The organism is Myxococcus guangdongensis (genome assembly GCF_024198255.1).
In the GTDB taxonomy this organism is placed as follows: Bacteria; Myxococcota; Myxococcia; order Myxococcales; family Myxococcaceae; genus Myxococcus; species Myxococcus guangdongensis.
This window is the reverse complement of sequence record NZ_JAJVKW010000012.1, coordinates 98,260-122,351: the sequence shown is the minus strand read 5'-3', so window position 1 is coordinate 122,351 and position 24,092 is coordinate 98,260. Positions and strand designations below refer to the sequence as shown.

22 protein-coding genes are annotated in these 24,092 nt (G+C 69.2%); 15 read left to right on the top strand and 7 right to left on the bottom strand.

Translation table 11 applies throughout. From position 1 onward, the window contains the following. Position 1: 1 nt before the first annotated feature. The 6 genes from LXT21_RS31845 to LXT21_RS31815 all read left to right on the top strand — a co-directional run bounded on the left by LXT21_RS31845 (position 2) and on the right by LXT21_RS31815 (position 7,018). Complete coding sequence (locus LXT21_RS31845) at positions 2-310, top strand: hypothetical protein (protein WP_254041982.1); 309 nt, start codon at positions 2-4, stop codon at positions 308-310. Then, complete coding sequence (locus tag LXT21_RS31840; protein ID WP_254041981.1) at positions 303-1,364, top strand: iron-containing redox enzyme family protein; 1,062 nt, start codon at positions 303-305, stop codon at positions 1,362-1,364. The genes LXT21_RS31845 and LXT21_RS31840 overlap by 8 nt, the downstream gene beginning before the upstream one ends. Positions 1,365-1,464: 100 nt before the next feature. Then, positions 1,465-4,572, top strand: a complete 3,108-nt coding sequence (locus LXT21_RS31835; RefSeq protein ID WP_267145430.1) for a peptidase domain-containing ABC transporter — start codon at positions 1,465-1,467, stop codon at positions 4,570-4,572. Continuing rightward, positions 4,559-5,803, top strand: a complete 1,245-nt coding sequence (locus LXT21_RS31825; protein WP_254041980.1) for an HlyD family efflux transporter periplasmic adaptor subunit — start codon at positions 4,559-4,561, stop codon at positions 5,801-5,803. The genes LXT21_RS31835 and LXT21_RS31825 overlap by 14 nt, the downstream gene beginning before the upstream one ends. 127 nt (positions 5,804-5,930) lie before the next feature. Further along, positions 5,931-6,392, top strand: coding sequence for a helix-turn-helix domain-containing protein (locus LXT21_RS31820; protein ID WP_254041979.1), 462 nt, complete (start codon positions 5,931-5,933; stop codon positions 6,390-6,392). A 38-nt stretch (positions 6,393-6,430) separates the two neighbouring features. Further along, positions 6,431-7,018 (top strand): PIN domain-containing protein, encoded by a 588-nt coding sequence (locus LXT21_RS31815; protein WP_254041978.1) that lies wholly within the window; start codon positions 6,431-6,433, stop codon positions 7,016-7,018. A 9-nt stretch (positions 7,019-7,027) separates the two neighbouring features. On the opposite strand, the gene LXT21_RS31810 is transcribed toward LXT21_RS31815, so the two are convergent. The 3 genes from LXT21_RS31810 to LXT21_RS31800 form a co-directional block, all read right to left on the bottom strand. Continuing rightward, positions 7,028-8,023, bottom strand: coding sequence for an ABC transporter substrate-binding protein (locus LXT21_RS31810; protein WP_254041977.1), 996 nt, complete (start codon positions 8,021-8,023; stop codon positions 7,028-7,030). Positions 8,024-8,089: 66 nt separating this feature from the next. Beyond that, the gene (locus LXT21_RS31805) at positions 8,090-8,869 is read right to left on the bottom strand and encodes an ABC transporter permease (protein ID WP_254041976.1); all 780 of its coding nucleotides are present in this window, start codon (positions 8,867-8,869) and stop codon (positions 8,090-8,092) included. A gap of 3 nt (positions 8,870-8,872) precedes the next feature. After that, entirely contained in the window at positions 8,873-9,781 is a 909-nt protein-coding gene (locus LXT21_RS31800; protein ID WP_254041975.1) for an ABC transporter ATP-binding protein, read from the bottom strand. Between the two features lie 215 nt (positions 9,782-9,996). Here LXT21_RS31800 and LXT21_RS31795 point away from each other — a divergent pair, with 215 nt between their 5' ends. Together LXT21_RS31795 and LXT21_RS31790 are read left to right on the top strand one after the other, a co-directional pair. Then, positions 9,997-10,347 carry a hypothetical protein gene (locus LXT21_RS31795; protein ID WP_254041974.1) on the top strand — a complete coding sequence of 117 codons (351 nt, stop codon included), beginning with the start codon at positions 9,997-9,999 and terminating at the stop codon, positions 10,345-10,347. A 55-nt stretch (positions 10,348-10,402) separates the two neighbouring features. Beyond that, positions 10,403-12,073, top strand: coding sequence for a serine/threonine protein kinase (locus LXT21_RS31790; RefSeq protein WP_254041973.1), 1,671 nt, complete (start codon positions 10,403-10,405; stop codon positions 12,071-12,073). A gap of 86 nt (positions 12,074-12,159) precedes the next feature. Here the strand turns inward: LXT21_RS31790 and LXT21_RS31785 are convergent, their stop codons facing one another. Beyond that, on the bottom strand, positions 12,160-12,822 hold the full coding sequence (locus LXT21_RS31785; protein ID WP_254041972.1) for a hypothetical protein: 663 nt from the start codon (positions 12,820-12,822) through the stop codon (positions 12,160-12,162). A gap of 116 nt (positions 12,823-12,938) precedes the next feature. After that, complete coding sequence (locus LXT21_RS31780) at positions 12,939-13,511, bottom strand: hypothetical protein (RefSeq protein ID WP_254041971.1); 573 nt, start codon at positions 13,509-13,511, stop codon at positions 12,939-12,941. 188 nt (positions 13,512-13,699) lie between these two features. Here LXT21_RS31780 and LXT21_RS31775 point away from each other — a divergent pair, with 188 nt between their 5' ends. The 4 genes from LXT21_RS31775 to LXT21_RS31760 all read left to right on the top strand — a co-directional run bounded on the left by LXT21_RS31775 (position 13,700) and on the right by LXT21_RS31760 (position 18,520). Then, positions 13,700-14,791: a glucose 1-dehydrogenase gene (locus LXT21_RS31775; protein ID WP_254041970.1), complete on the top strand. Its 1,092-nt coding sequence runs from the start codon at positions 13,700-13,702 to the stop codon at positions 14,789-14,791. Between the two features lie 12 nt (positions 14,792-14,803). After that, positions 14,804-16,660 carry a glycoside hydrolase family 15 protein gene (locus LXT21_RS31770; RefSeq protein WP_254041969.1) on the top strand — a complete coding sequence of 619 codons (1,857 nt, stop codon included), beginning with the start codon at positions 14,804-14,806 and terminating at the stop codon, positions 16,658-16,660. Positions 16,661-16,752: 92 nt separating this feature from the next. Continuing rightward, positions 16,753-17,940, top strand: coding sequence for an L-dopachrome tautomerase-related protein (locus tag LXT21_RS31765; protein ID WP_254041968.1), 1,188 nt, complete (start codon positions 16,753-16,755; stop codon positions 17,938-17,940). Positions 17,941-17,992: 52 nt separating this feature from the next. Continuing rightward, positions 17,993-18,520: a hypothetical protein gene (locus tag LXT21_RS31760; protein WP_254041967.1), complete on the top strand. Its 528-nt coding sequence runs from the start codon at positions 17,993-17,995 to the stop codon at positions 18,518-18,520. Between the two features lie 34 nt (positions 18,521-18,554). On the opposite strand, the gene LXT21_RS31755 is transcribed toward LXT21_RS31760, so the two are convergent. Then, the gene (locus LXT21_RS31755; RefSeq protein WP_254041966.1) at positions 18,555-18,989 is read right to left on the bottom strand and encodes a DUF6209 family protein; all 435 of its coding nucleotides are present in this window, start codon (positions 18,987-18,989) and stop codon (positions 18,555-18,557) included. A gap of 133 nt (positions 18,990-19,122) precedes the next feature. Here LXT21_RS31755 and LXT21_RS31750 point away from each other — a divergent pair, with 133 nt between their 5' ends. Then, positions 19,123-20,253, top strand: a complete 1,131-nt coding sequence (locus LXT21_RS31750) for an App1 family protein (protein ID WP_254041965.1) — start codon at positions 19,123-19,125, stop codon at positions 20,251-20,253. Positions 20,254-20,637: 384 nt separating this feature from the next. Here the strand turns inward: LXT21_RS31750 and ppk1 are convergent, their stop codons facing one another. Then, positions 20,638-22,797: a polyphosphate kinase 1 gene (gene ppk1, locus LXT21_RS31745; RefSeq protein ID WP_254041964.1), complete on the bottom strand. Its 2,160-nt coding sequence runs from the start codon at positions 22,795-22,797 to the stop codon at positions 20,638-20,640. A gap of 183 nt (positions 22,798-22,980) precedes the next feature. Here ppk1 and LXT21_RS31740 point away from each other — a divergent pair, with 183 nt between their 5' ends. Beyond that, positions 22,981-23,514 (top strand): outer membrane protein assembly factor BamE, encoded by a 534-nt coding sequence (locus tag LXT21_RS31740; RefSeq protein WP_254041963.1) that lies wholly within the window; start codon positions 22,981-22,983, stop codon positions 23,512-23,514. 63 nt (positions 23,515-23,577) lie between these two features. Further along, positions 23,578-24,066, top strand: a complete 489-nt coding sequence (locus LXT21_RS31735) for a Fur family transcriptional regulator (RefSeq protein ID WP_254041962.1) — start codon at positions 23,578-23,580, stop codon at positions 24,064-24,066. The last annotated feature ends 26 nt before the right edge of the window (positions 24,067-24,092 follow it).

Below are 24,092 nucleotides of genomic sequence, written 5' to 3'. Positions count from 1 at the left end.
CATGGACATGCTCATTCCGGTCACCCATCTGCGCGTGCGGCGGCGCCGCGCGGAGGGGCAGGTGCACCTCATCCTGGACAACTACTACTTCGATTTGGACGAGGGCACCGACGCCGTCTGGCGCGCCTGTGACGGCGTGAGGACGGTGGTCCAGGTGGCCGAGGTGCTGCATCGCGAGCGGGGCTGGGACATGGAGCTCGCGCTCGCCGTCACGCGCCACACGTTGGGCGCCTTCGTTCAGCAGGAGCTCGTCTCGCTCGTGGCTCCTCCTTCTTCCAACCCATCCGCAGGCGGTGAGAACCATGAGTGACAGCAACGGCCACCTTCCCATCATCGGACGTGCCTGGCATCCCTCGACGCGTGAGCCCGGGCCGCTGCATCCCGCGATGCGGCTGTCCTTGGCGAGCTGGGTCCGTCCCGAGGGACTCGCGCGGCGCGAGCTGGTGCTCGGTGGGGCGCAGGGCGAGCCCTGGGAGGTGATGACCATCGACAGCGAGAGCGCGGAGAAGGCCTGGCGCGTGATTCCGTTGTTCGATGGGCAGCGCACGCTCTCGGAGCTGGCGCGGGAGACGAAGCTGGGGCTGGAGCTGGTGTCGTCGGTGGCGCAGGACCTGTATCACCGCGCGGTGTTGGTGCAGACGAGCGCGCTCGAGGTGGACGCGCTGGCGTACTACGAGCACCTGCGCTCGCTGGCGGGCATCGCCCAGCAGCGGTGGGGGCCGTCGGCGATGTTGCACCGGTTCTGGACGGGGCCGGTGTCGCGGCGCCTGGCGGTGGGGTACCTGCTGGAGAACTACCACTTCGCGCTGGCGGCCTCGTCGCACCAGAGCGCGGCGGTGGCGTCGCAGCCGACGGAGCGGTTGAAGACCATCCTGAGCGAGCACCTGTCGTTCGAGTACTGGCACCACGCGTGGTTGAAGCGCGGGTTGCTCGCGGCGGGGTTGACGGAGGCGGACCTGGAGCGGGCGTCTCCGTTGATTGCGATGCAGGCGCTCATCAACCACCTGCGGTGGTTGGGCATGGCGGATCCACTGTCGTACTCGGCTTGCATCGGCGTGGGGGAGGGTGACCCGACGGCGCTGGCCACGGTGGGGAAGTTCTGGGAGCGCTTCACCGAGCACGGAGTGTTGCCGGTGGAGGCGTTCGGGCCCTTCCGGGACCATGACGTGGGGGACTGCAGTGATGACCACGACCAGTTCGGGCGGGAGCCGTTCGCGGATTCGGGGCCGCTGACCGCGGCGGACCAGGCGCGCATCCGTCGCAGGCTCATCACCTTCTGCCGATTGACGATGGCGTACCACCGCGAGCTGCTCGACTTCTACGGCCCGGACGAGGGGCCGCTCGTCTTCACCGTGGAGGATTGAGTGGCGGCGCCATGAGCGTGCTCGCGGACAGCGTCGAGACGTTCGCCTCGGATGCACGACGTGTGTCCGGGGTGCGGGCCGTCCTGGCTGACAGGTGTCGATGATGAGCATGCTCGCGGACAGCGCCGAGGTCTCGGCCCTGGAGTTACGTCGTGTATCCGGGGTGCTGCGCATCCTGCCGGACGAGGTCCGTCGCCATCTGGAGAGCGCGGGGCGCATCCGTGTCTTCGCGCCGCAGGAGTTGGTGGTGACGCGAGGGCAGCCGTGTGACTCGGTGCTCCTGGTGCTCGAGGGGATGCTCGTGATGGGGCACCTGGGCGCGAGCCACGGTGCGTTCCTCCGGGTGACCCATGTGGCGGCGGGTGAGCTGTACGGCACGCACGCGCGTGACGCGGGAGCGACGCACGGGTTCGACGTGGTGGCGAGCAGCGGCGCGCGGGTGCTGGAGGTCCCTGGTGCGGCGTTCACGGATGCGCTGGCCCTCGACGAGACGGGTGGGCTGAAGGCGCTGCTGTGCCCCGCGCTGCGGAGGGCGTTGCTGGACCTGTTCGTGGAGGACGTGGAGCCGGAGGGCGCGCTGCGGCTCGCGGCGTGCTTCCGTGAGAGTACGGTGGCGGAGGGCACGGCGCTCATACCCGCGGGGGCCACGGCGGCGGAGTGGTGGGTGCTGCGTGAGGGCTCGGTCCGCTACGGGGAGCGGGCCCTCGGGCCGGGCGAGGACTTCGCGCTGGATGCACTGCTCTTGGATGCGCCCGTCTTCGCCGCGGCGACGGCGCTGGAGCCGAGCACGTTGTTGTCCGCGCCCCGAGGGGCCACGGCCGAGGTTTTGCTGCGCTTCCCAGGAGTCCGCAGGGCACTGGGGCGACGGGTGACTCGCAGCAGCGCGCAGTTCAACCGCTGGCCGCACGTGGTGCTCACGGACGTGAGCGCGCCGTCCGAGGCGCCCACGGAGGACGAATCCTCCCTGGAACTGCCCGAGCGACCCAGCTCCGCGCCGGGATGGAAGCCGGTGCCGTTCTACCGACAGCAGGAGCACATGGACTGTGGGGCCGCGTGCCTGCGCATGGTGGCGAGGTACTACGGCCATGAGCTGGACTACCCCTCGCTGATGAAGCTGGCGGGCGTGAGCCGCTATGGCACCAGCCTGTTGGACCTCTCGCGCACGGGGGAGCAGCTCGGGTTCATCACCACGGGTATCCAGGCGGACTGGGGGCTCTTGAACTCAGTCGATCTGCCAGCCATCGCGCACCTGCAGGACCGGCATCACTTCGTCGTGGTGTGGAGGGTGACGCGCAAGGGGGTCGTGGTGGGGGACCCCTCGTTCGCGACGCGCACGATTCCGCGAGAGGAGTTCGAGCGTTCGTGGAAGGGGATGTTGCTGCTGCTCAAGCCATCGGACCGGATGACGACGGCGGTGGCGCCGCTGGCTCCGAAGCAGCGCGAGCAGTCCGCGCTCGGGCGCTTCTCGGTGCTGCTGCGTCCCTATCGCTGGGCCATCGCGGAGCTGGTGGGGCTGTCGCTGCTGTTGCAGGTGCTGGCGCTGGCGTTCCCGCTGGGGAGTCAGGTCGTCATCGACCGGGTGTTGATGCGGGCGGACACGGCGCTGCTCGACGTGCTGCTCGTGGGATTGCTCGGGACGGCGGTCGTGTCCGGAGTGTTGTCCTATGCGCGCAGCTACCTGGTGCTGGAGGCGTCCACGCGCATCGAGCGCGACGTGGTGGAGACGCTGTACCGGCGAATCCTGGATGGGGCCTCGGGTCTGTTCCAGCGCTTCACGACGAGCGACATCCTCAACCGGTTCCTCGAGGTGGGGTTGGTGCGCGGGTTCATCGTTGACAACGCCATCGCCATCACCATCGACGTGGCGTTGGTGTTGAGCACGGCGGCGGTGTTGACGCTGTACTCGCCGGTGTTGGCGGTGCTGGCGTTGGCGCTGATGCCGTTGCACCTGTTGGTGTCGGCGGTGGTGGGGCGGCAGGTGCGCAACCACATGGTGGCGTACCTGTCACAGCATGACCTGTACCAGACGCACTTGATGGACTCGTTCAAGGGCTTCGAGTCGCTCAAGGCGCATGCGCTGGAGCTGCCCTTCCTGCGCACGATGCAGCGCCTGTTGGCGCCTTCGCTGCAGCACGGCTTCAAGGCGGCGATGCACGGGGCGATTGGCGCGAGTGTGTCGCAGACGTTGGACCTGATGGGCAGCGCGCTGGTGTTGTGGGTGGGCTCGAGGGCGGTGCTGCGCGGGGAACTCACGGTGGGGGCGCTCATCGCGGCGACGTTGTTCGCGCGGCAGATGAGCGGGCCGCTGGTGCGACTGGCGACGCAGTGGCGGGACTACCAGCGGGTGCTAGCGCATCTGGAGCGGGTGGGGGCGGTGCAGGAGGTGGCGGGGGAGGGGGACAAGCGGGCCTCGGCGGTGTTGGAGCTGCCGAGGGTGAAGGGACACCTGCGGTTTCGCGGGGTGAGCTTCCGCTATGGGAGTGGCAGGGAGTCCAACACGTTGGAGCGGTTGGATTTGGAGTTCGCGCCGGGCGAGGTGGTGGCGCTGGTGGGGCCGTCGGGGTGTGGGAAGAGCACGCTGGTGCGGCTGCTGTTGCGGTTGCACGACCCGAGCGAGGGGACGGTCTCGATTGACGGCTACAACCTGCGGGACGTGACGCCCGAGTCGGTGCGTGGGCAGATAGGGATGGTGACGCAGGAGACGCAGCTGTTCTCCGGCACGGTGTTCGACAACATCGCCTGTGGGCGTCCGGTGACGGAGCAGGCGGTGGTGAGGGCGGCGCAGCTCGCGGGGGCGTACGACTTCGTCACGGAGCTGCCGTATGGGTTCCAGACGTTGGTGGGGGAGCGTGGGTTGACGTTGTCGGGAGGGCAGCGGCAGCGGGTCATCATCGCGAGGGCGTTGGTGACGGACCCACGCATCCTCATCTTCGACGAGGCGACGGCGGCGCTGGACCCGTTGGCGGAGCAGGCCATTCACGACCGGCTGCGAGACATCGTGCGAGGGCGGACGACGCTCATCATCAGCCATCGGTTGCAGACGTTGCAGCACGCGGACCGCATCGTGGTGATGAACGAGGGGCGCATCTCGCAGATGGGGACGCACGAGTCGCTGATGTCGGCGCAGGGCAAGCTGTACAGCGCGCTCGCGCAGGCGACGCCGAACTGGAAGCGCCATGGCGCGGAGGTGGGGCATGGCGGTGAGTGAGGACACCTATCGCGAGCTGTTGCCGGTGCTCGACTTCCCGAGGACGCGGCAGGTGTTGCGGACGCTGTACCTGGTGTGCGCGGGGCTGGCGCTGCTGGGCTTCGGCGCGTTGTTCTTCATCGAGCTGGACGTGGTGGTGCGAGCACAGGCGGTGGTGGCGCCGGTGGGTGAGACAGCGCGAGTCCAGGCACAGCGCTCGGGGGTGGTGGCGGACATCTCGGTGCGAGAGGGGCAGCAGGTGGAGCAGGGCGCGGTGCTGCTGCGCCTGGATGACGCGCAGGTGCGGACGCGAAAGAAGCTGCTCGAACAGCAGGTCGCGGAGGCGCGAGGGCGGGTGTCGATGTTGGAGGCGCTGGTGGCCTCGCGAGCGGACGCGTACGGGATGCAGGTGCGCGTGCGGAAGGCGACGGCGGTGGAGACGGTGGCGCGACTGGAGGCGGCGCGAGCGCAGGTGAGCGCGAAGGAGCGGGAGGCGGAGGCGCGAGCGAGGGATGCGCGGCAGGCCGAGCAACTGAAGGCGAAGGAGTTCGTGGCGTCGGTGGAGGTGGAGAACGCGGCGATGCAGGCGGAGGTCGCGCGCTCACAGGTGGAAGCGGCGAGGGCGGCGGCGCGAGAGCTGGAGGCGAGCCTGGGGCGCCTGGAGTTGGAGCAGCGAGGGTTGGAGGGAGACGCGAGGGTGGCGTCGTTGGCGGACGGCGCAGCGTTGGCGGCGGCGAAGGTGGAGCTGGAGCGGTACGAGGGGGAGCTGGAGGAGACGCGGCTGGAGGTGGCGAGGTGGGAGGTGGTGGCGCCGCGAGCGGGGACGGTGCAGGGGCTGACGGTGTTCGACCGGGGGGACGTGGTGCAGGCGGGGAGTGTGTTGGGGTTGGTGGTGCCGTCGGAGGATGCGTTGGTGGTGCGCGCGGCGGTGACGTCGGAGGGAATCACCTTCCTGCGAGAGGGGCAGGCGGTGCGCATCAAGCTGGACGGCTATCCGTTCCAGGACTTCGGTGTGTTGTTGGGAGAGTTGTCACGCGTCGCGGGGGACACGACGAGGAGGCAGGACGACACGCTGGGAGCCTCGCCCTATCGAGTGGACGTGAGGGTGCCGGAGGCGCCGCGTTCCACGGCGGGAGTGCCCGTGAAGCTGCGCCCAGGAATGACGGGCACGGCCGAGTTCGTGGTGCGCCGCGAGCGACTCGTCTCCGCGCTGATGCGCCCGCTGCGAGGAGTGGACAGCCTGGGGCACTGACGGGTTTGACAGAAGCAGGTGGCCTGTTTAAATCAGGTTGGCGAATTTAGCGATTTTGAATCGAAGCCGACCGATTCAAACCCCTGAATAAACAGGGATTCCTTTGTTGCTGTAGGGGAGTGCTCGCATGCTGACCGACCTCGACGACCCCGTCGCGCTTCCGCCCGAGAAGCGCCCCATCGCCGAGCAGATCCATCGGCAGCTCGTCCAGGGGAAGGCCGCGTCAGGGGCCCGCCCGAAGTCGCCGGTCCTGCTCTTCCCGAACGGCGCTCAGGTCGAATTGCCGCCAGAGGCCGCGGAGTTGCTGCGCACGCTCTTCGCCTCGCTCGCCAAGGGTGAGCCGGTGAGCATCGTGCCCTCAAGGAAGGCGCTGACCACGCAGCAAGCAGCGGACTTCCTCAACATCTCGCGCCAGGGGCTCGTCAATCTGTGTGAGTCCGGGAAAATCAAATACACCCGAAGCGTCAAGCATCGACGCATCCTCTTCGAGGACCTCCTGCGCTATAAGCAGCAGCGGGACGAGGCAAGGGCGAGTGGTCTTCGAGAGCTCACGCAGCTCAGTGAAGACGACGAGGATTACTACAGCTAGGGCCGGTCGAAGCACGCCGGTCCGCTGCGGGGTGGGGCGTGTTCCCAGCGGTCTTTCGGGTGTTCATCGACGCGAACGTGTTCTTCTCGGGAGTGACGCGCGACACCTTGTTGCGCGTCGCTTCGGCGGGTCTCATCCAGCCGTATTGGAGTGACCGCGTCCTCGAAGAGGTCCGCCGGAACCTGATAGCGAAGAGGAACCGCACCCCAGAGTCGATCGACAGGACTCTCGCCCTGCTGGAGATGCATTTCCCCGACTCGAGGGTAACAGGCTACGAGCACCTGGAGCCCAGCATGAGAAATCATCTCGGGGACAGGCATGTCGCCGCCGCTGCCTTCAAGGCGCAGGCACAGGTCCTGGTGACCAACAACCTGAAGCACTTCCAGAAGGAAGACCCGCCCGACTTCATGGAGGCGCAGTCCGCTGACGGCTTCCTGAGGAATCTCTTCGACCTCGATAGTGAGACGCTGCTTGAGATTCTCCGGCGGCACGCCGAGGAGAAGGAAAAACCTCCGCAGACCTTCGAGCAGCACCTCAATGCGCTGTCGAAGCCGCTCCCGGGTTTCGTCGAGGATGTGCGCGGTTACCTGCGCTTGCTCGACTCCGACCCGGATGGAAGCGCATAGCGCGCTGCCTCAATCCCTCGCCCCGCGAGCCTCCTCGAGCAGGCTCAAGTCCACCAGCCCGTTGATGTCCGACGCGGGGATGAAGTGCAGCTCCTGCGCGTGCTGCGCGGCGGCGGCCAGCGCGGAGCCCACGGGGTCCAGACTCGGCTCCAACCGTGAGAACGCTCCCTGGAGAATCGGCGGCTTCAACGGCTTCTGCGTCAACTGCCCGAACGCCGCGTTCACCGCCGTGGCGAACGCCTCCGGCTCCTTCTCCCACCGCTCCGTCAGCTTCACGTGCGCGCGCAACAGCGCGACGATGCGCGACCGCTGCGTCTCGATGGCCTTCCGCGTCGTCACCACCACCGTCGTCGGATACCGCCCTCCCGGCCACAGCGACTTCTCATCCACCAGAACCTGCCCGCCACCCCCCGGCTCCAACAGCATGCGAGTGCCCCACGGCTCGGGCACCCACGCGCCCTCGATTCCCCCGCGCAGGTACTGCACCAGGATGTCCGAGTTGCTCAGCGGCACGATCTGCAAATCCCCCGTGCCGTCCAGGTTCGTCTCCACGCCCTGCTGCTTCAGCCAGTAGCGCAGCGCGATGTCCTGCGTGTTCCCCAACTGCGGCGTGGCCAGCTTCTTCCCCTTCAGCTCCGCCGCGCTCTTCGCCGTGCGCGTCACCAACACCGCGCCCCCGTTCACCGCCCCCGCGATGACCCGCAGCTCCCGCCCCGCCTTGAGGAACGTGTTGATGGACGGCCCCGTGCCCACGTAGGACACATCCAACGAGCCCGCCACCAACGCCTCCATCGCCGCGGGCCCCGCGTTGAACTGCTTCACCTCCAGCTTCCCCACCCCGGGCTCCGACGCGAACATCCCCTCCGCGTTCCCCACCAGCGCCTGCGCATGCGTGATGTTCGGGAAGAACCCCAGCCGCAGCGCATCGTCCGGCCCCCGCGCCGACTCGCGCTTGCACCCGACTCCCAGCACCACGACGACCGTCAGGAAACGAAGAAGACGCATAGGCACCCAGCAGAAGGACGCGAAGCCAGCACTGGCAACGGACTCACGACACGAGCGTCGGACGCTTCACATCGCCGGCTGCAAGCCCCAGCGGCGACGCAGCCGTCCCTCCACCGTCTGGAAGAAGACACGGTCCACCGTCACGCCGATGAGCACGATGGCCACCATCACCGCCATCACCTGCGGCACGTCCATCAGCTCGCGCCCCACCGTGAGCAACTGTCCCAGTCCCCCGGACACGAACAGCAACTCCCCCGCGAGCAGCGCGCGCCACGCGAAGCTCCACCCCAGCTTCAACCCCGTGACGATGCCCGGGAGCGCCGCCGGCAACAGCACGCCGAACTGGAAGCGCAGCCCCCGCACCCCCAACGTGCTCGCCACGCGCAACAACTGCGGATCCACACCCTGGATGCTGTCGTCCGTGGCGATGGCGATGCCCAGCACGCTGCCCATCACCACCACGAACAGGATGGCCCCGTCCGTCAGCCCGAACCACAGCAGCGCCAGCGGCAACCAGCAGATGGACGGCAGCGCCTGCAGCCCCATCACCACCGGCTTCACCGCGTTGCGGAAGAACGTCAGCCGCGCCATCAGCAAGCCCAGCGGCACGCCGATGCCCACCGACACCACGTACGCCCGGCCCAGCCGCCCCAGCGAGCGCAGCGTCGCGCCCCACAGTCGCCCATCGGCCGCCATGCGCCACAGGCTCTCGGCCACCGTCATCGGTCCCGGGAACAGGTACGAGGACCAGATGCCCATCCGGGCCACGGCCTCCCACACGCCGAGCAGCACCAGCAACAGCCCCAGCTTCTGTGAGTAGTTCTTGAGCGCCGAATCACGCTTCATGGCTCACCTCACGGGACGGGGCAGCCCTGTCACGGGCAGGGCGGGAGAAGGCTCCTGGGCACTCGAGGCGCGCGGGAGCGCGGGCTCGGGCTCGCTGTGGCGCTCCACCTCGCGCAAGAGCCCCTGGATGTGACGGACCATCTCCGTGAGCGCCGCGTCGTCCGGATGGCGGGGCATGGGCAGGTGGACCTCCAAGTCCCGCACGATGCGCCCCGGACGCGGGGCCATGAGCACCACCCGCGAGCCCAGCATCAGGGCCTCGTGCACGTCGTGCGTCACGAACACCACCGTCTTGTGCGTGCGCATCCAGATGGACTGCAACAGCTCCTGCATGTGGATGCGCGTCTGCGCGTCCAGCGAGCCGAACGGCTCGTCCATCAGCAGCACCGTCGGGTCCACCGCGAGCGCTCGGGCCAGGCTCGCGCGCATCTTCATGCCGCCGGAGAGCTGATGGGGCAGCGTGTCCTCGAAGCCCTGCAACTGCACGCGGCGGATGTACTGGTCCGCGCGCTCCTTGCGCTCGGCGCGAGGCACCCCCCGGGCCGCCAGGGCGAAGGTGATGTTCCCCCGCACCGTGAGCCACGGGAACAGCGCCGCCTCCTGGAACATCAGGAGCCGGTCCGGCCCCGGACCTCCGATGCTGTGTCCATCAATGGACACCGTGCCGCCGGTGGGGCGCACGTGGCCCGCGAGCGCATAGAGCAGCGTGGACTTGCCGCAGCCGGACGGGCCCAGGAGGCAGACGAACTCGCCGGAGCGGACGTTCAGGTCCACGTCCTTCAAGGCCACGACTTTATTGCCGTAGCGATGCCCCAGCTGGGTGACGGAAATCTTCGCGCGCGCGGCGCTGACGTCGGCCGGACGCAAGAAGCGCAGCGAGCTTCGCCATCGGCCGAGGAGGGCACGCAACATCGGCCACAAGCTAGGCACATGTACGCAAGACGGAAGGGGGTGTCGGGTTGCCTCGGGGCACCCGTCACCCTGCCTCCTCGCTCACCGCGAGGGGGCGTGTCGTCTCCTCCACACTCCGCCAGCGGCCTCCGGACCTCTTCGCCGGACGTCCGAAAACTAGGGATGCCTCCGCCGCTTGCTTTCCTCGCCTGCTCGACCGCCTTAGACCCGGGGGCATGCTGAGTGTCGTGACCGATGTGCTCGGGGACCTGGTGTACGGGGTGCTGTCGGTCTTCGCGAGGGACAAGCGCGGTGGGGCGTGGGCCCTGGCGCTCTACCTGCTCCTGGGTGTGGGGCTGGGTGGGCTGAGCGCGATGTTCTGGCCCGAGCCGCTCGTCGACGACTTCGAGGGCGCGCTGCTCCTGGGGTTGGGGGCACCCCTCCTGGCGGGCGCGCTGGTGGCGGGCTTCCGGGGCGTGAGCGTCTGGGATTGGCGCTATGCGTTCGACCGGGCGCGGTTCGGTCTGGGCTTCGGCGTGACGCTGGGCGTGGGGCTGGGGCGCGTCATCGGGCTGCTGTTGTTCTAGCGGCCGGGACCAGGGGGGTTCCTTTCGCGGTGTGAGCTGGAGGAACCTCCGTGCAATGCACGTGGGGAGATATCAGCTCGTCCGCAAGCTGGCGACGGGCGGCATGGCGGAGGTGTTCCTGGCGAAGGTGGCCGGGCCCGGGGGATTCGAGAAGACGCTGGTGCTCAAGCGCATCCTCCCGCACCTGGTGGAGGACACGTCCTTCGTGGAGATGTTCCTGGAGGAGGCGCGGCTGGTCGCGCAGCTCAACCATCCGCACATCGTCCAGATCTTCGACTTCGGCGAGGCGGAGGGCAGCTACTTCCTGGCGATGGAGCTCATCGACGGGCCCAACCTGCGCCGCTGGCAGCGACAGGCCGCGTCGAGAGGACGCCCGCTGGCACCCAACATCTGCGCGAAGGTGGTGGCGCTCGCGGCGGAGGGATTGGCGTATGCGCATGACTTCGCGGACCCGGGCACGGGGCAGCCGCTCGGGTTGATTCACCGGGACGTGAGTCCGGACAACATCCTGGTGTCGCGGCAGGGCGCGGTGAAGGTGGTGGACTTCGGCATCGCGAAGGTGGCGGGGCAGAAGCACCGCACGCAGACGGGCATCGTGAAGGGCAAGGTGGCGTACATGCCACCCGAGCAATGTCAGGCGGACCCGCTGGACCGGCGCGTGGATGTGTATGCGCTGGGGGTCGTCCTGTATGAGCTGCTCACGGGGCGGCTGCCCTTCGAGGGGGCCACGGAGCTGGCGATGATGCAGTCCATCGTCTCGCGTCCGCCGGCGCCAGTCAGTCGCCACCGCGCCGATGTCCCGAGCGCCTTGCAGGACATCATCTCCACCGCGCTCGAGAAGGACCGGGAGAGGCGTTATCCCAACTGTCGCGCGCTCCAGGCGGACCTCGAGCGCTTCGTGTTGTCGACGGGCGAGCCCGTGGGCGCGTATCAGATTGCGCAGTCCGTGGAGCTGGTGGTGGAGGAGCGCGCCACCGCGACGCCCGCGCCCATCACGAACCGCGAGGCCGAGCGCACCGCGCCCTCGGGGCCCGCGCGCGAGGAGCGGGCCGAGGCGAGCGACGCGGTCGGACTCGAACAGACGACCCCTCAGCGGCCTCACAAGAGCGCGGGTGCGACGCGCGGCAAGAAGCTCGTGCCCGTGGCTGTCACGGGCGCGGTGCTGCTCCTCGCGGGTGGAGGCTATGCGTTGCTCGGCAGAGCACCGTCCGGGCCCGAGGTCAGGGGTGTCGAGACGAAGCCCACGGAGGAGGTCGCGCCCGTGCCCTCCGACGCGAAGCTCGCCGAGGCGAAGCCCACCGATGCCGCGCGGCCCCTGCCTTCCGACGTGAAGCCCACGGAGGGAGCACAGCCCGAGCCCTCCGACGTGAAGCTCGCCCAGGGGGAGGAGGTCGCGCCACGGCCGACGGAGCCCTCCGCGCCCGACGAGGACGATGACCTGCTCGCGCCGATGTCGGGAACCGCCGAGGGCACGGCGCGGAAGGACGGCTCCGCGCGAGCGGTGAAGGGAGCGACGGGCACGGTGGAGTTCCGCATCCGGCCCTATGCCGTCGTGTATCTCGATGGCAAGAAGCTGGGCGAGACACCGCTGGGCATCATCGACGTGCCCGAGGGCAGCCACACCGTCACCGCCGTGAACTCACGTCTGGGCAAGCGGGTGACGCGCAGCTTCGAGGTGAAGGCGGGGACCGCGAACGTCTTCAAGCTCAACCTGACTCAGCAGTGAGCGACGTCGGGTCCCCTGCATCGCGGTTCATCGTGCGATGCGGAGGTTCTCGAGGCGCATCGTCCCCGTGCGTGAGCGCGCGCCTGCTATGGCTCGTCCTTCTTCGCTGTATCCGAGGCCGCGGGAGCCGGCTCCTCGGGCTTCTTCTTCGAGCCCATCACCGAGTCCAGCGCCGAACCCAGCGCGTTGCCGACGTTCTTGCCCAGCGTGGACCCGGCGGCGCCCAGCTTCGAGCGCAGGTCCTTCTTCGGCGGCGCCTCGGGCTCCGGCTCGGGTGCGACGGGGGCGGGGACTGGCGTCTCCTGGACCGCGACGACTTGAGGCACCTCGGCGCTTCGTGGCGCCTCGGGCTCCTCCGCCTTCGCGGCAGGTGCCTTCGCCGTCGCTGTCTCGGAGGCGGTGCCCTGCTGTTGCCGCACCTGCTTGCGCACCGACTCGAAGTCGCGCTCCACCTTGGGCCCCGTGGCGGTGGGCAGCACGGCATCGGGCTTCAGGGACAGGCCCACGCGGAACTCCTCCAGCGCCTGCTTCCTGCGTCCCAAATCCGAGAGGACCAGACCCCGATAGAGCGCCACCTCGACCTGCTCGTCGGTGGTGGACGCCACCTGCTTCGCCTGGGTCAACCCGTTGAGGGCCTTCTCGTACTCCAGCGCCTCGTACTGCGCCGCCGCGCGCTGCATGCGGTGGCGGAACGGGCTCACGTCCTCCGCCAGTGCCAGCCCCGGCGCGAACCAGGCCCACAGCACCATCCCCCATGTCCCCCAGCTTCTCAGGGTTCTAGACGCTTCCATGTCTGGCGACGCTAACACGGAGTCCCCAGACAGGAATTGACCCGCCCCCGAGGCGAGGTCCACCCGGGCTCACGTCACCGGGCGACGCGGGCCGCTTCCACCCGCCGGTGCATCCGCGTGCGCCACGCGAGCCACAGGCTGAACACGACCAGCGCCGCGCCCACGCCCGTGAAGGCGCCGCCCACGCGCAGCGAGGCGCGTCGGTCGTCCCGCGTCACCTCCAGGGTCTGCGTGGCGGGCGAGGCGAGGTAGCGCTCCACCTGCTCCTTCACCGCGGTGGCCTCGCTCTCCACGGTGGCCCACTGGGCGAACAGGGGCACCTTGCCCTGCGTCGTCATCAGCTCCGGCCGGAAGATGGGCACCGACTTGCGACGGGCGCTCTTCGTGCGCTCCACCTTCACGGACTGAATCGCGTCCAGCGGCAGCGTGGCCACCGGCTCTCGCGTGAGCCAACCGGATTGGGTGAGCGTGCACGGGCCGCCCGGCCCGCAGTGCAAATCCATCCGTGACTTCCCATCCAGCAGCCACAGGCCGAGCACCAGGAACGGCAGCGCGAGGATGAGGAACGCCACCGTCCCAATCGCGGTGGAGCGGCTGGCCAGGGGCTTGTCGTCGTCGATGGAGATGGCGGGGGTGGGCTCGCTCACAGGCTCCACTCATAGACCCGAGGGCCTCCGGCTGGCAGCGGTTTCGTGCACCCCTCGCGTCGGAAACAACCCCCAGGCAGCGGGCGAGCGGGCGCACCACGCCTTCCACCCCGAGCCCCCTGGTGTCACGGCCTTGGGGTGAACACCTCAACCCCAGATTCCGCACCCGCCTGTCGCAGGAGCCGCGCATGAAGGCCGTCGCCGTCTTTCCCGGGAAGCGAGAGGTGCGCGTCATCAACGATGCGCCCGAGCCCCAGCTCCAATCGCCCACGCAGGTGAAGGTGCGCACCCACGAAGTGGGCGTGTGCGGCACGGACAAGGACATCGTCTCCTTCACCTACGGCTCGCCGCCGCCCGGCCTGGACTACCTCATCCTCGGCCACGAGTGCCTGGGCGAGGTCGTGGAGGTCGGCTCCGCCGTGAAGGGCGTGCAGAAGGGCGACCTGGTGGTGCCCCGCGTGCGCAGGCCCTGTCCCCACGCCATCTGCACCGCCTGTCGTCAAGGCCACCCCGACTACTGCATCACCGGCGACTTCACGGAGCGCGGCATCAAGGAGGCCCACGGCTTCTGCTCGGAGTACTTCGTCGAGGACGTGGCCTACGTGCACCGCGTCCCCTCGGAGCTGCGCCAAATCGCGGTCCTCACCGAGCCCCTCACCATCGCCCAGAAGGGCCTGCGCCAGCTGGGACACATCCAGGAGCGCCTGCCGTGGAGACCCGCGCCGGGGCGCGCGGTGGTGCTCGGCGGCGGACCGGTGGGCCTGTTGGGCATGCTGGCGCTGGTGCGGCGGGGCTTCGCCACCACGGTGTACTCGCACAAGCGCGCGCCCAACCCGAAGGAGGCCATCGCGGCAGAGGTGGGCGCGCCCTACCTGTCCACGCAGGACGTGTCCGCGGAGGAGCTGGTCCGCCGCGTCGGCGCCGCGGACGTCATCTACGAGGCCACGGGCGTGGCGAAGGCCACCGTGGACGTGCTCGGGGCGCTGGCGCCCAACGGCGTCCTCATCCTCACCGGCGTGCCGTCGCACGGCGAGGAGCTGACGCTGGATGGGGCCGCGCTGCTCAAGCAGCTGGTGCTGCACAACCAGGTGGTGTCCGGCACGGTGAACGCGGCGGCGCTCGACTTCGACATGGCGCTCGAGGACCTGAGCCACTTCCGGGCGACGTGGCCCGGCGTGGTGGAGCGGCTGCTCACCGGGCGCCATCCTCCCGAGGCCTTCGTCGACGTGGTGAAGGGCAAGGTGTCGGGCGGCATCAAGAACGTCATTTCCTTCCGTTGAAGCGAGGTGCGCATGGGGGTGGGAAGAGAGGCGGTGGCGGGGGACTCGGTCCCCATCGAGGACCATGGCGTCATCGGTGACTTGCGCACGGTGGCGTTGATTGGGAACGAGGGCACCATCGACTGGCTGTGCTATCCGCACTTCGACAGCCCCAGCATCTTCGCGTCGCTGCTGGACCCGGTGAAGGGCGGCCACTGGAGCATCCGCCCCGAGAAGGACGGCGTGCTGCGCAAGCAGTTCTACTGGCCGGACACCAACGTGCTGGTGACGCGCTTCTACACGACCGACGGCGTGGGGGAGCTGGTCGACTTCATGCCCATGGAGCGCAAGGGCACCAAGCAGGTGCGCGAGGTCATCCGCCGCGTGCGCGTGGTGCGCGGTGAGCTGTCGTTCGAGATGGAGTGCTTCCCGGCCTTCAACTACGCCCGGGACACCCACCAGACGCACCTCATCGACGGCGGGGCCGCCTTCGAGTCGAGCACGCTGCAGATGACGCTGTCGTCCTCGGTGAAGCTCGAGCGCGGGGAGCGGGGTGTCATCGCGCGCTTCAAGCTCAAGGAGAACCAGTCCGCCGTGTTCTCGCTGCGCGAGGGCCTGCGCAAGTCGTGCGAGGACCTGGTGCACGACCACGAGTCCGCGGAGACGCTGTTCCGCGACACGGTGGACTACTGGCGCCACTGGCTGTCCAGCTGTCAGTACACGGGCCGCTGGCGGGAGACGGTGCAGCGCTCGGCGCTGGCGCTCAAGCTGATGACCTTCGAGCCGACAGGGGCCATCGTCGCGGCGCCCACGTGCAGCCTCCCCGAGTCACCCGGTGGCAGTCGCAACTGGGATTACCGTTTCTGCTGGCTGCGCGACGCGGCCTTCACCGTCTACGCGTTCCTGCGCATTGGCTTCAAGAAGGAGGCGGCGGCCTTCATGCGGTGGGTGGAGGCGCGGTGCGCGGAGCACGGGGACGGGCCTCTGCCGCTGATGTTCGCGCTGGACGGCAGCCCGGTGCCCGCGGAGGAGGAGCTGTCGCACCTGGAGGGCTACGGCGGCGCGAAGCCGGTGCGCATCGGCAACGCGGCGGCGGACCAGCTGCAGCTCGACATCTACGGCGAGCTGATGGACTCGGTGTACCTGTCCAACAAGTACGCGGCGCCCATCTCCTACGACTTCTGGAAGCACCTGCGCCGGCTGGTGGATTGGGTGTGCGAGCACTGGAACCAACCGGACGAGGGCATCTGGGAGATACGCGGGGGCCGGCGGCACTTCGTGTACTCGAAGCTGATGTGCTGGGTGGCGTTGGACCGGGCCATCCGGCTGGCGGACAAGCGCAGCTTCCCGGCGGACCGGGCGCGGTGGCTCGCGACGCGCGACGCCATCTTCGAGGACATCATGGCCCAGGGCTGGAGCGAGAAGCGCGGCTCCTTCATCCAGGCCTATGGGAAGGACACGCTGGACGCGGCCAATCTCTTGATGCCGCTGGTCTTCTTCCTGTCGCCGGTGGACCCGAGGATGTTGTCCATGCTGGACCACCTGCGTCAGCCGCCGTCTCGAGGAGGCCTGACGTCGGACGGGTTGGTGTACCGCTACGACGTGGAGGCGACGCTGGACGGCATCCCCGGCAGCGAGGGGACGTTCAACCTGTGCAGCTTCTGGCTGGTGGAGGCGATGACGCGGGCGCACTCGGCGCGGCCGGACCTGTTGGAGGAGGCGCGGCTGATGTTCGAGCGGATGCTCGGCTACGCCAACCACGTGGGGCTGTACGCGGAGCAGACGGGCATGGGGGGCGAGTCGCTCGGCAACTTCCCACAGGCGCTCACCCACCTGTCGCTCATCAGCGCCGCCTACAACCTGGACCGGACGCTGGGGCGCAGGGACTGACGGCGAAGAGAACCACTCGTCGTCGACCTCCGTATTGAGGGAGAGTGATGACTCACCACGTCTGGTGGGTGTTCCTCTCCCCAATCCCGCGCATGTCCCCTCCGACCGTCTCCGCTCCCTCGTCGTCACCCGCACCCCGCGCGCTCGTCGCCCGGGGGCTCAAGGCCGTCATCGCCGTGGTGGGGTTGGTGGCGCTCGCGCTGGTCGGCGTGCGGCTGCGCTACGGAGGAGGTGAACCGTACCCGGATGTCACCGGCATGCCCCTCCTGCCGGACAGCGCGCTGGAGGAGGTGGTGCGCAGCCCCGAGCCCATCGGCAACGTGGCGGTGTCCTCCACGGGCCGCGTCTTCTACACGATTCATCCGGAGAGCCGGCCCCAGGGCGCGAAGCTGTTCGAGTGGGTGGATGGCAAGGCGGTGCCGTTCCCCTCGGAGGCGGTGCAGGCGCGGCTGTTCGACACGGTGCTCGGCATCACCATCGACCGGCGCGGCTGGCTGTGGACCATCGACCACGGCAACCACGGGCTCGGCGTGCCCCGGTTGCTCGCGTTCGAGCTGGCCACCGGGCACCTGGCGCACGAGTACGACGTGCCGCCGCAAGTCGCTCCGCCGGGCTCGTTCCTCCAGGACCTGCGCGTGGACGCGCGCGGGGAGACGGTGTTCATCGCGGACGTGGGCTTCTGGCGGCGCTCCCCGGCGCTCATCATCCACGACGTGGCGACGAAGGAGTCGCGCCGCGTGCTGGAGAAGCACGACGCCGTGTTCCCCCAGGACTTCATCATCCGCAACCCCATCAAGGACATGGAGTTCTTCGGGGGGCTGGCCGCGCTCAAGTGCGGCGTGGACGGCATCGCGCTGGACCCGAGCGACGAGTGGTTGTGGTTCGGCGCGATGAACCACGACACGATGTATCGCGTGCGCACCGCGGACTTGAGGGACCGTGCGCTCGATGACGAGGCCCTGGGCACGCGGCTGCAGGCCGTGGGTCGCAAGCCGCTCAACGACGGGCTCAGCGCGGACACCGAGGGCAACGTGCTGGTGACGGACGTGGAGCACGGCGCGGTGCTGCGCATGAGCCCGGACGGGCGGCTGCAGACGCTGGTGAAGTCCCCGCGCCTGCGCTGGGCGGACGCGCTCAACCACGGGCCGGACGGCTGGCTCTACGTGGCCGACAGCGCCATCCCCCACCACATGCTCCAGTCCAAGGCGCACATCGCCAAGAACGCGCCGTACTTCATCTACCGCTTCAAGCCCGGCATCGGCGGCATCGCGGGCATGTGAGTCAGCCCTCCCGCTCCGCTCCCGTCCGGGCGGCGCACGGAGGACTCACGCCATGGGCGACCCACGCAATCCGAAGCGGGTGGAGGAGCGGTGGAACACCGAGCGGCTGCGCGTGGGCGAGGCGGAGGTGCTCGCGCTGTCGCCGTGGGTGACGGTGTCCGGTGGCTGGGCCTGGCACTTCATGGCCCCACCTCACGATGGGAACGAGCTGAAGCGGTTCCATGACCACAAGGACGTGGACCTCTTCGTGGAGCCGGCGCGCTTCCCGGAGCTCCTCCCCGTCCTCACCGCGCGCGGCTACCACCGCGTCTGGACCCGCTTCGACGCCACCAGCACCCACTTCTACCGCTACGCGCGGCACGACGACGGCGGCAAGGTCGTCCTCGATGTCTTCGTGCGCCACGTGCCCTCGGTGGAGGCGCGCGGCGGTGTGCGCGTGGTGGAGCCCTCCACGCTGCTCTCCTTCTACGGCGACCTCCACGGCACGGACGCTCGGGTCTCCGTGCTCGCCGCCCGGGCACTGCTGGCCCGAGGGGAGAGCCCGCTCGGCCGCGTGGAGCTCGTCACGTGGCCGGAGTGAGGCGGGCCCGGAGCCTCCGGGCCCCCCTCGCGAATCACTGCACGTTGAAGTGGTAGTTGTTGCCGAAGTTGGAGTCCCACGCCTGGCAGCCCCAGCGGCTGGTGTTCTCGAACCAGATGGCCAAATCTCCGCGCGTGTTGAGCGGGATGGACGGCGCGGGCGGGTTGGGCGTGGACGAGAAGCCCGCCACCCAGAAGCTCTGCACCGGCCCGTTGTTGAACTGGTAGTGGCCGGTAATCGTCCACCCCGGCGTGGTGGCGTTGATGTTGCCCCGGCACTGCGTCAGGCGCGACACGTCGAAGACGATGCTCGCCGCGCCACCGAAGGGCAGGGGGTTGGACGACGCGAACACGCTCCAGCCCTGCGAGGGCGACTGGAAGGTGATGCTCGGCGTGGACTGCGACGCGGCCACCGAGGCGAGGAGCAGGGAAGCGGCGGCCAGCAACCAGCGGACATGTCGACGCAGCAAGGGGTGACTCCTTGTCGAGTGGGATACGGCACCTGGAATACGGAGCGTGCCCGCGACCTGGTGCGCGGCTTTGCTCCGCCACGGGGCCCGGAGTCTTCTACAGTCCCCCCTCCCACTCCTTACGCTCCGCGCCATGGCCGACTTCAGACCCGCCCTCTACCGACTCGCCGTCCGCGTCGACGCCCGCTATGACGCAGTGAGCCGGAGCCTCCGCCGCTCGCTGGGCATCGCCCCACCGCTGCGCATCCTCCCGTACCGGGGCCACGGCACGCCCGAGCACGCGGTCATCAAGGCGCGCGTGCTGGAGGACCGCCACATCCAACCGCAGCAGCGGCGCCACACGGTGTGGAGCAGCGCGGTGGCCTCCTACAAGCGCTACATGACGCGCGAAATCGCCGGCGCGAAGGTGGCGGTGCGCTGGGGTGACAAGCGCTGGGAGGGCACCACCGACGAGGAGGGCTTCCTGGAGCTGTGGGTGCCCCCGCCCGAGGGCGTGCGCTCGGGCTGGCACATGGTGGAGCTGGAGCTGCTCTCGCCGGAGCCCCAGGGCGTCCCCCGCGTGGCCGCCCCCGTGCGCGTGGCGGGCACGAGCGCGCGCTACGGCGTCATCAGCGACATCGACGACACCGTCATCGTCACGGGCGTCACGGACCTGCTCAAGCGCGCCTGGGCCCTGTTCCTCACCGAGCACCGCGTGCGCCTGCCCTTCCCGGGCGTGGACGCCTTCTACGCGGCGCTCCAGGCGGGCGCGGACGGCCAGGGCGACAACCCCATCTTCTACGTCTCCAGCAGCCCGTGGAACCTGTACGAGCACCTGGACGAGTTCCTCGCGCTCCACCACATCCCCACCGGGCCGCTGCTGCTGCGCGACTGGGGCCTGTCCAGCACGGGCTTCGCGCCCGGCGGAGGCCACGGCCACAAGCTGGAGAAGATTCGCGGGCTGCTCACGGATTTGGACCACCTGCCCTTCATCCTCATCGGCGACAGCGGCCAGGAGGACGCCGAGCACTACCGCACCATCGTCCGCGAGTTCCCCGGCCGCATCCTCGGCGTCTACATCCGCAACGTGCCCGGCCACCCCCGCCGCGCCCGGGAGCTGGAGGCCATCGCCGCCGACATCCGCGACGCCGGCAGTCAGCTGCTCGCCGTGGACGACACCACCAGCGCGGCGCGTCACGCCGCCCGCTCCGGGTGGATTCAGTGGAAGGAGGTCCTGGAGGTGGAGGCCCACCGCCGCGAGGACTCGGAGCGGGGACCGGGGTGAGTCGGATTCAGCCCTGACGGAAAATTACGATTAAAGCTTGAATTAGGACCTTCAACTGTGGCACAGGCGCGCCTGATTCTCGGTCTTTCCTCTGTTTCCACACCCCTGAAGGAAGCGAGGCCCCCGTGGCCAGCAGGTCCATTCGTTTTGCCGGACGCTCCCCGCGTTGGTACCGGGTGCGTGCCATCGCTCGGAGTCCGAAGCCCCCGAGGCTCCTCTCCTGCACCCCCCGGGCACGCCCCCGCCCTCCGGCGCGCCCGCCCCGCCGCAAGGCGATGTGCTCCTGGTGGACGGCGAGGTCCACCTCGGCGCGCTGAGCTGAAAGGGAGCCCACACGGCGGACGCGGGGCCGTGGCCCGCCGCGTCACGCCGGTTCAAGACGGCTCAGGGCAAAGGACGCGCCCCGGGGAACTGGGCGGCCCGCGTGGAGCGCTCCATGACTTCGCCCTGGGCCCAGCGCTTCTCCCCGCCGGCCGGTGGCACCAGTCGCTTCCAGGTGCCATCGGGTTGCAGCTCCCACGCGTGGGTGTTGTCCGCGAGGCTGCGCTCCAGCGAGTCGCGCACCTGCGCGGCCAGCGTGGGGTCCTCCACCGGCGCCAGAATCTCCACCCGGTGGTCCAGGTTGCGAGGCATCAGGTCCGCCGAGCCGATGTAGCAGCGCAGCTCCTGCCCCCGCTCGAAGATGTACAGGCGCGCGTGCTCCAGGAAGCGGCCCAGCGTGGACACCACGCGGATGTTCTCGGACACCCCCGGCACGCCCGGGCGCAGGCAGCAGATGCCGCGCACGTTGAGCTCCACCTTCACGCCCGCGCGGGACGCGTCGTAGAGCGCGCGGATGATGATGGGGTCCACCAGCGCGTTCATCTTCATCTGGATGCGCGCGGGGCGCTCCAGCGTGTGCGCGACGACGGTGGCCTTGATGTGCTCGAGCAGCCCCTCGCGCATGGTGAGCGGCGCCACCAAGAGCTTGCGGAAGCTCTTGGGACGGCCGAAGCCGGTGAGGTAGTTGAACAGGTCCGCCACGTCCGCGCCGATGTCCGGGTCCGTGGTGAACAACCCCATGTCCGTGTAGAGCCGCGCCGTCTTCGGGTTGTAGTTGCCCGTGCCCACGTGCACGTAGTGCCGCACCCGCTCCCCCTCGCGCCGCACGATGAGGATGGCCTTCGCGTGCGTCTTGAGCGACGGAATGCCGTACACCACGTGCACGCCCGCCTCTTCCAGCGCGTTGGCCCACTTGATGTTGGTGCGCTCGTCGAAGCGCGCCTTGAGCTCCACCATGCACACGGCCTGCTTGCCGTTCTCCGTCGCGGTAATCAGCGCGGGCACCAGCGGTGAGCTGTCCGACGTGCGGTACACCGTCTGCTTGATGGCGAGCACGTCCGGGTCCGCCACCGCCTCCGTGACGAAGCGCTCCACCGACGTGGCGAACGAGTCGTAGGGGTGGTGCACCAGCAGGTCCCCGCGCCGCATCGCCGCCATCACCGTGATGCCCTCGGGCGCGTCCGAGTCCGGGCGCAGCCGCGGCTGGGTGACGGGCGTCCACGGCGGGTCCTTCAGCTCGGGGAAGCCGGGCGCGAAGGCGATGGACTGCACATCCCCCAGGCCCAGAAGCCCCTGCTCCTCGTACACCTGCCGCGACTCCAGCCCCAGCGCCTCCACCAGCGGCTCGAGCAGCTTGGGGCTCATCCCCGCCTGCACCTCCAGGCGGATGACGTCCCCGAAGCGCCGCTGCCGCAGCTCCGTCTCCACCGCCTTGAGCAGGTCCTCCGCGTCCTCGGACACGGTGAAGTCCGCGTCGCGGGTGACGCGGAACAGGCTCCAGCTGAGCACCTCCATGCCCGGGAACAAGTCCCCCAGGTGCTGGGCGATGACCTCCTCCAGCGGCACGAAGACGTTGTTCTTCAACGGCAGGAAGCGCGGCAGCAGCTCCTTGGGCACCTTCACCCGCGCCACGCTCTCCTCGCCCACCTCCGGGTCCCTCAGCAGCACCGCGAGGCTGAGCGACAGGTTGGAGATGTACGGGAAGTGCCGGCCCAGGCCGATGGCCAGCGGCGTGAGCACGGGGAAGATCTGCTCCTTGAAGCGTTGGTCCACCTGGGCGCGCTGCTCGGCGTCCAGGTCCTTGGCGGTGAGGATGCGCAGGCCCTTCTCCGCGAGCGCCGGCCGCAGGAGCTTCTCGAAGATGGCGCTGTGGCGCTTGCTCTGCTCGAAGATGCCCTCGTGCAGCTTGTCCAGCGTCGCCCCCGGGGACGCGCCGTCCGGCACCAGCCTGGCCACGTTGCCGCGCACCTGCTCGTGCAGGCGGGCGACGCGAATCATGAAGAACTCATCCAGGTTGCGCGCGTAGATGGCCACGAACTTCAGCCGCTCCAGCAGCGGCTCGTCCGCCGACTCGGCCAGCTGGAGCACCCTGTCGTTGAAGGCCAGCCAGGACAGCTCGCGGTTGAAGAAGAGCCCGTCCTCCGGCTCCGTCCCCGCGGGCAGGGCATCTCGCTCCAACGGCTTCTGGGTGACGTTGCGTCCGGCGGCCCCTCGCTTCGCCATCTTTCACGGCTCCTGGGTTCCTACCTCGGCGGGGGATGTAGCAGGACGGCAACACCCCGATTGTGAACTTCCGTGTCACGAAGGGCAGGCCCTCGGCCCACGATGTAAGGCCTGGGAAGGCGCCGGGCAGGCGTTACCGGACAGGACGCGTGGAGTTTCTTGCATCCGGGCTGTTGGAACGGCATGTCAGTCGACGTGAGCCCGACAGAGAACCCGCCGAACGCCGCCCTGGTTGCTGAGCCAACGGATTCGAGCCACCTCTTCACGGCCTTCCAGAAGGAAGGCAAGGCCTCCAAGGGCCGCTGGGCCCTGGCGCTCGTCGCCGCGCTCATCCCCGTCACGCTGGCGGTGGGCTTCTGGGTGCTGGCCCGCGAGGAGGCGAACACCTTCCGCGTCGTGACGCCCCATGGCTTCAAGTCCATGCACGGGGGCATGACGGCGGACCAGGTGGTGGCGCTGCTGGGCCGGCCCATGACGCGCGAGCAGGACGCCACGGGCGCGGACTGCTACCGCCACGGCACGCCGTCGATGGAGAAGGAGTTCTTCCTCGTCTATTCCGTCTGCTACCAGGACGGGAAGCTGAAGGACGTGAAGCAGCAGAAGTTCTCCGCCTGGTCCGTGGATCCAGAGACGGGCAGCTTCGAGGCGCCCTCGGGCGACGACGCCCCCTCCTCCCCGCCGCAGGCCCCCGCCGCCCCGGGGACGACCCAGGGCTGACGGCCCCTTTGGGGGTGTCGGTCTGACTGGACGTGAAGTGCGACCCAGTCGCATGATGTCGCCATGCGTCGGGCCTCTCATCCATCCCTGCTGGGCCCCGAGGGGCTGAACCGTGCGCTGGAGCACCTTCGCGCGTTCGTGCGGCGCAAGGGGCTCAAGAGCTCGCTGGTGCGCGAGTCGGTGGCGCGCGCGGCGCTGGAGCACGTGGGGCACTTCACGGCGGAGGAGCTGGTGCGCTCCGTGCGGGAGCGGGGCGTGGAGGACGTGCACCCCGCCACCGTCTACCGGGTGCTGCCGCTGCTGGTGGAGGCGGAGCTCATCCACCAGACGCTGGTCTCCGGCGGCGAGGGCCAGCGCTACGAGCGGGCCTTCGAGCGCGAGCACCACGACCACATCATCTGCTCCTCGTGCGGCAAGGTGGTCGAGTTCCACTTCGAGGCCATCGAGCTGCTCCAGAACGACGTGGCGGAGAGCCTCGGCTTCCGGCTCACCGGGCACATCCACGAGCTGTTCGGGGTGTGCTCGACCTGTGAGCCCGTCGCCAGGACCTGAACCTGCCCTCCTGTCGGATTGACGGC

Bases quoted from the DNA above. Each gene is read 5' to 3' on its own strand.
- LXT21_RS31845 (WP_254041982.1), top strand. From the start codon at position 2: ATGGACATGCTCATTCCGGTCACCCATCTGCGCGTGCGGCGGCGCCGC.
- LXT21_RS31840 (WP_254041981.1), top strand. From the start codon at position 303: ATGAGTGACAGCAACGGCCACCTTCCCATCATCGGACGTGCCTGGCAT.
- LXT21_RS31835 (WP_267145430.1), top strand. From the start codon at position 1,465: ATGATGAGCATGCTCGCGGACAGCGCCGAGGTCTCGGCCCTGGAGTTA.
- LXT21_RS31825 (WP_254041980.1), top strand. From the start codon at position 4,559: ATGGCGGTGAGTGAGGACACCTATCGCGAGCTGTTGCCGGTGCTCGAC.
- LXT21_RS31820 (WP_254041979.1), top strand. From the start codon at position 5,931: ATGCTGACCGACCTCGACGACCCCGTCGCGCTTCCGCCCGAGAAGCGC.
- LXT21_RS31810 (WP_254041977.1), bottom strand. From the start codon at position 8,023: ATGCGTCTTCTTCGTTTCCTGACGGTCGTCGTGGTGCTGGGAGTCGGG.
- LXT21_RS31805 (WP_254041976.1), bottom strand. From the start codon at position 8,869: ATGAAGCGTGATTCGGCGCTCAAGAACTACTCACAGAAGCTGGGGCTG.
- LXT21_RS31800 (WP_254041975.1), bottom strand. From the start codon at position 9,781: ATGTTGCGTGCCCTCCTCGGCCGATGGCGAAGCTCGCTGCGCTTCTTG.
- LXT21_RS31795 (WP_254041974.1), top strand. From the start codon at position 9,997: ATGCTGAGTGTCGTGACCGATGTGCTCGGGGACCTGGTGTACGGGGTG.
- LXT21_RS31790 (WP_254041973.1), top strand. From the start codon at position 10,403: ATGCACGTGGGGAGATATCAGCTCGTCCGCAAGCTGGCGACGGGCGGC.
- LXT21_RS31785 (WP_254041972.1), bottom strand. From the start codon at position 12,822: ATGGTGCTGTGGGCCTGGTTCGCGCCGGGGCTGGCACTGGCGGAGGAC.
- LXT21_RS31775 (WP_254041970.1), top strand. From the start codon at position 13,700: ATGAAGGCCGTCGCCGTCTTTCCCGGGAAGCGAGAGGTGCGCGTCATC.
- LXT21_RS31770 (WP_254041969.1), top strand. From the start codon at position 14,804: ATGGGGGTGGGAAGAGAGGCGGTGGCGGGGGACTCGGTCCCCATCGAG.
- LXT21_RS31765 (WP_254041968.1), top strand. From the start codon at position 16,753: ATGTCCCCTCCGACCGTCTCCGCTCCCTCGTCGTCACCCGCACCCCGC.
- LXT21_RS31760 (WP_254041967.1), top strand. From the start codon at position 17,993: ATGGGCGACCCACGCAATCCGAAGCGGGTGGAGGAGCGGTGGAACACC.
- LXT21_RS31750 (WP_254041965.1), top strand. From the start codon at position 19,123: ATGGCCGACTTCAGACCCGCCCTCTACCGACTCGCCGTCCGCGTCGAC.
- ppk1 (WP_254041964.1), bottom strand. From the start codon at position 22,797: ATGGCGAAGCGAGGGGCCGCCGGACGCAACGTCACCCAGAAGCCGTTG.
- LXT21_RS31740 (WP_254041963.1), top strand. From the start codon at position 22,981: ATGTCAGTCGACGTGAGCCCGACAGAGAACCCGCCGAACGCCGCCCTG.
- LXT21_RS31735 (WP_254041962.1), top strand. From the start codon at position 23,578: ATGCGTCGGGCCTCTCATCCATCCCTGCTGGGCCCCGAGGGGCTGAAC.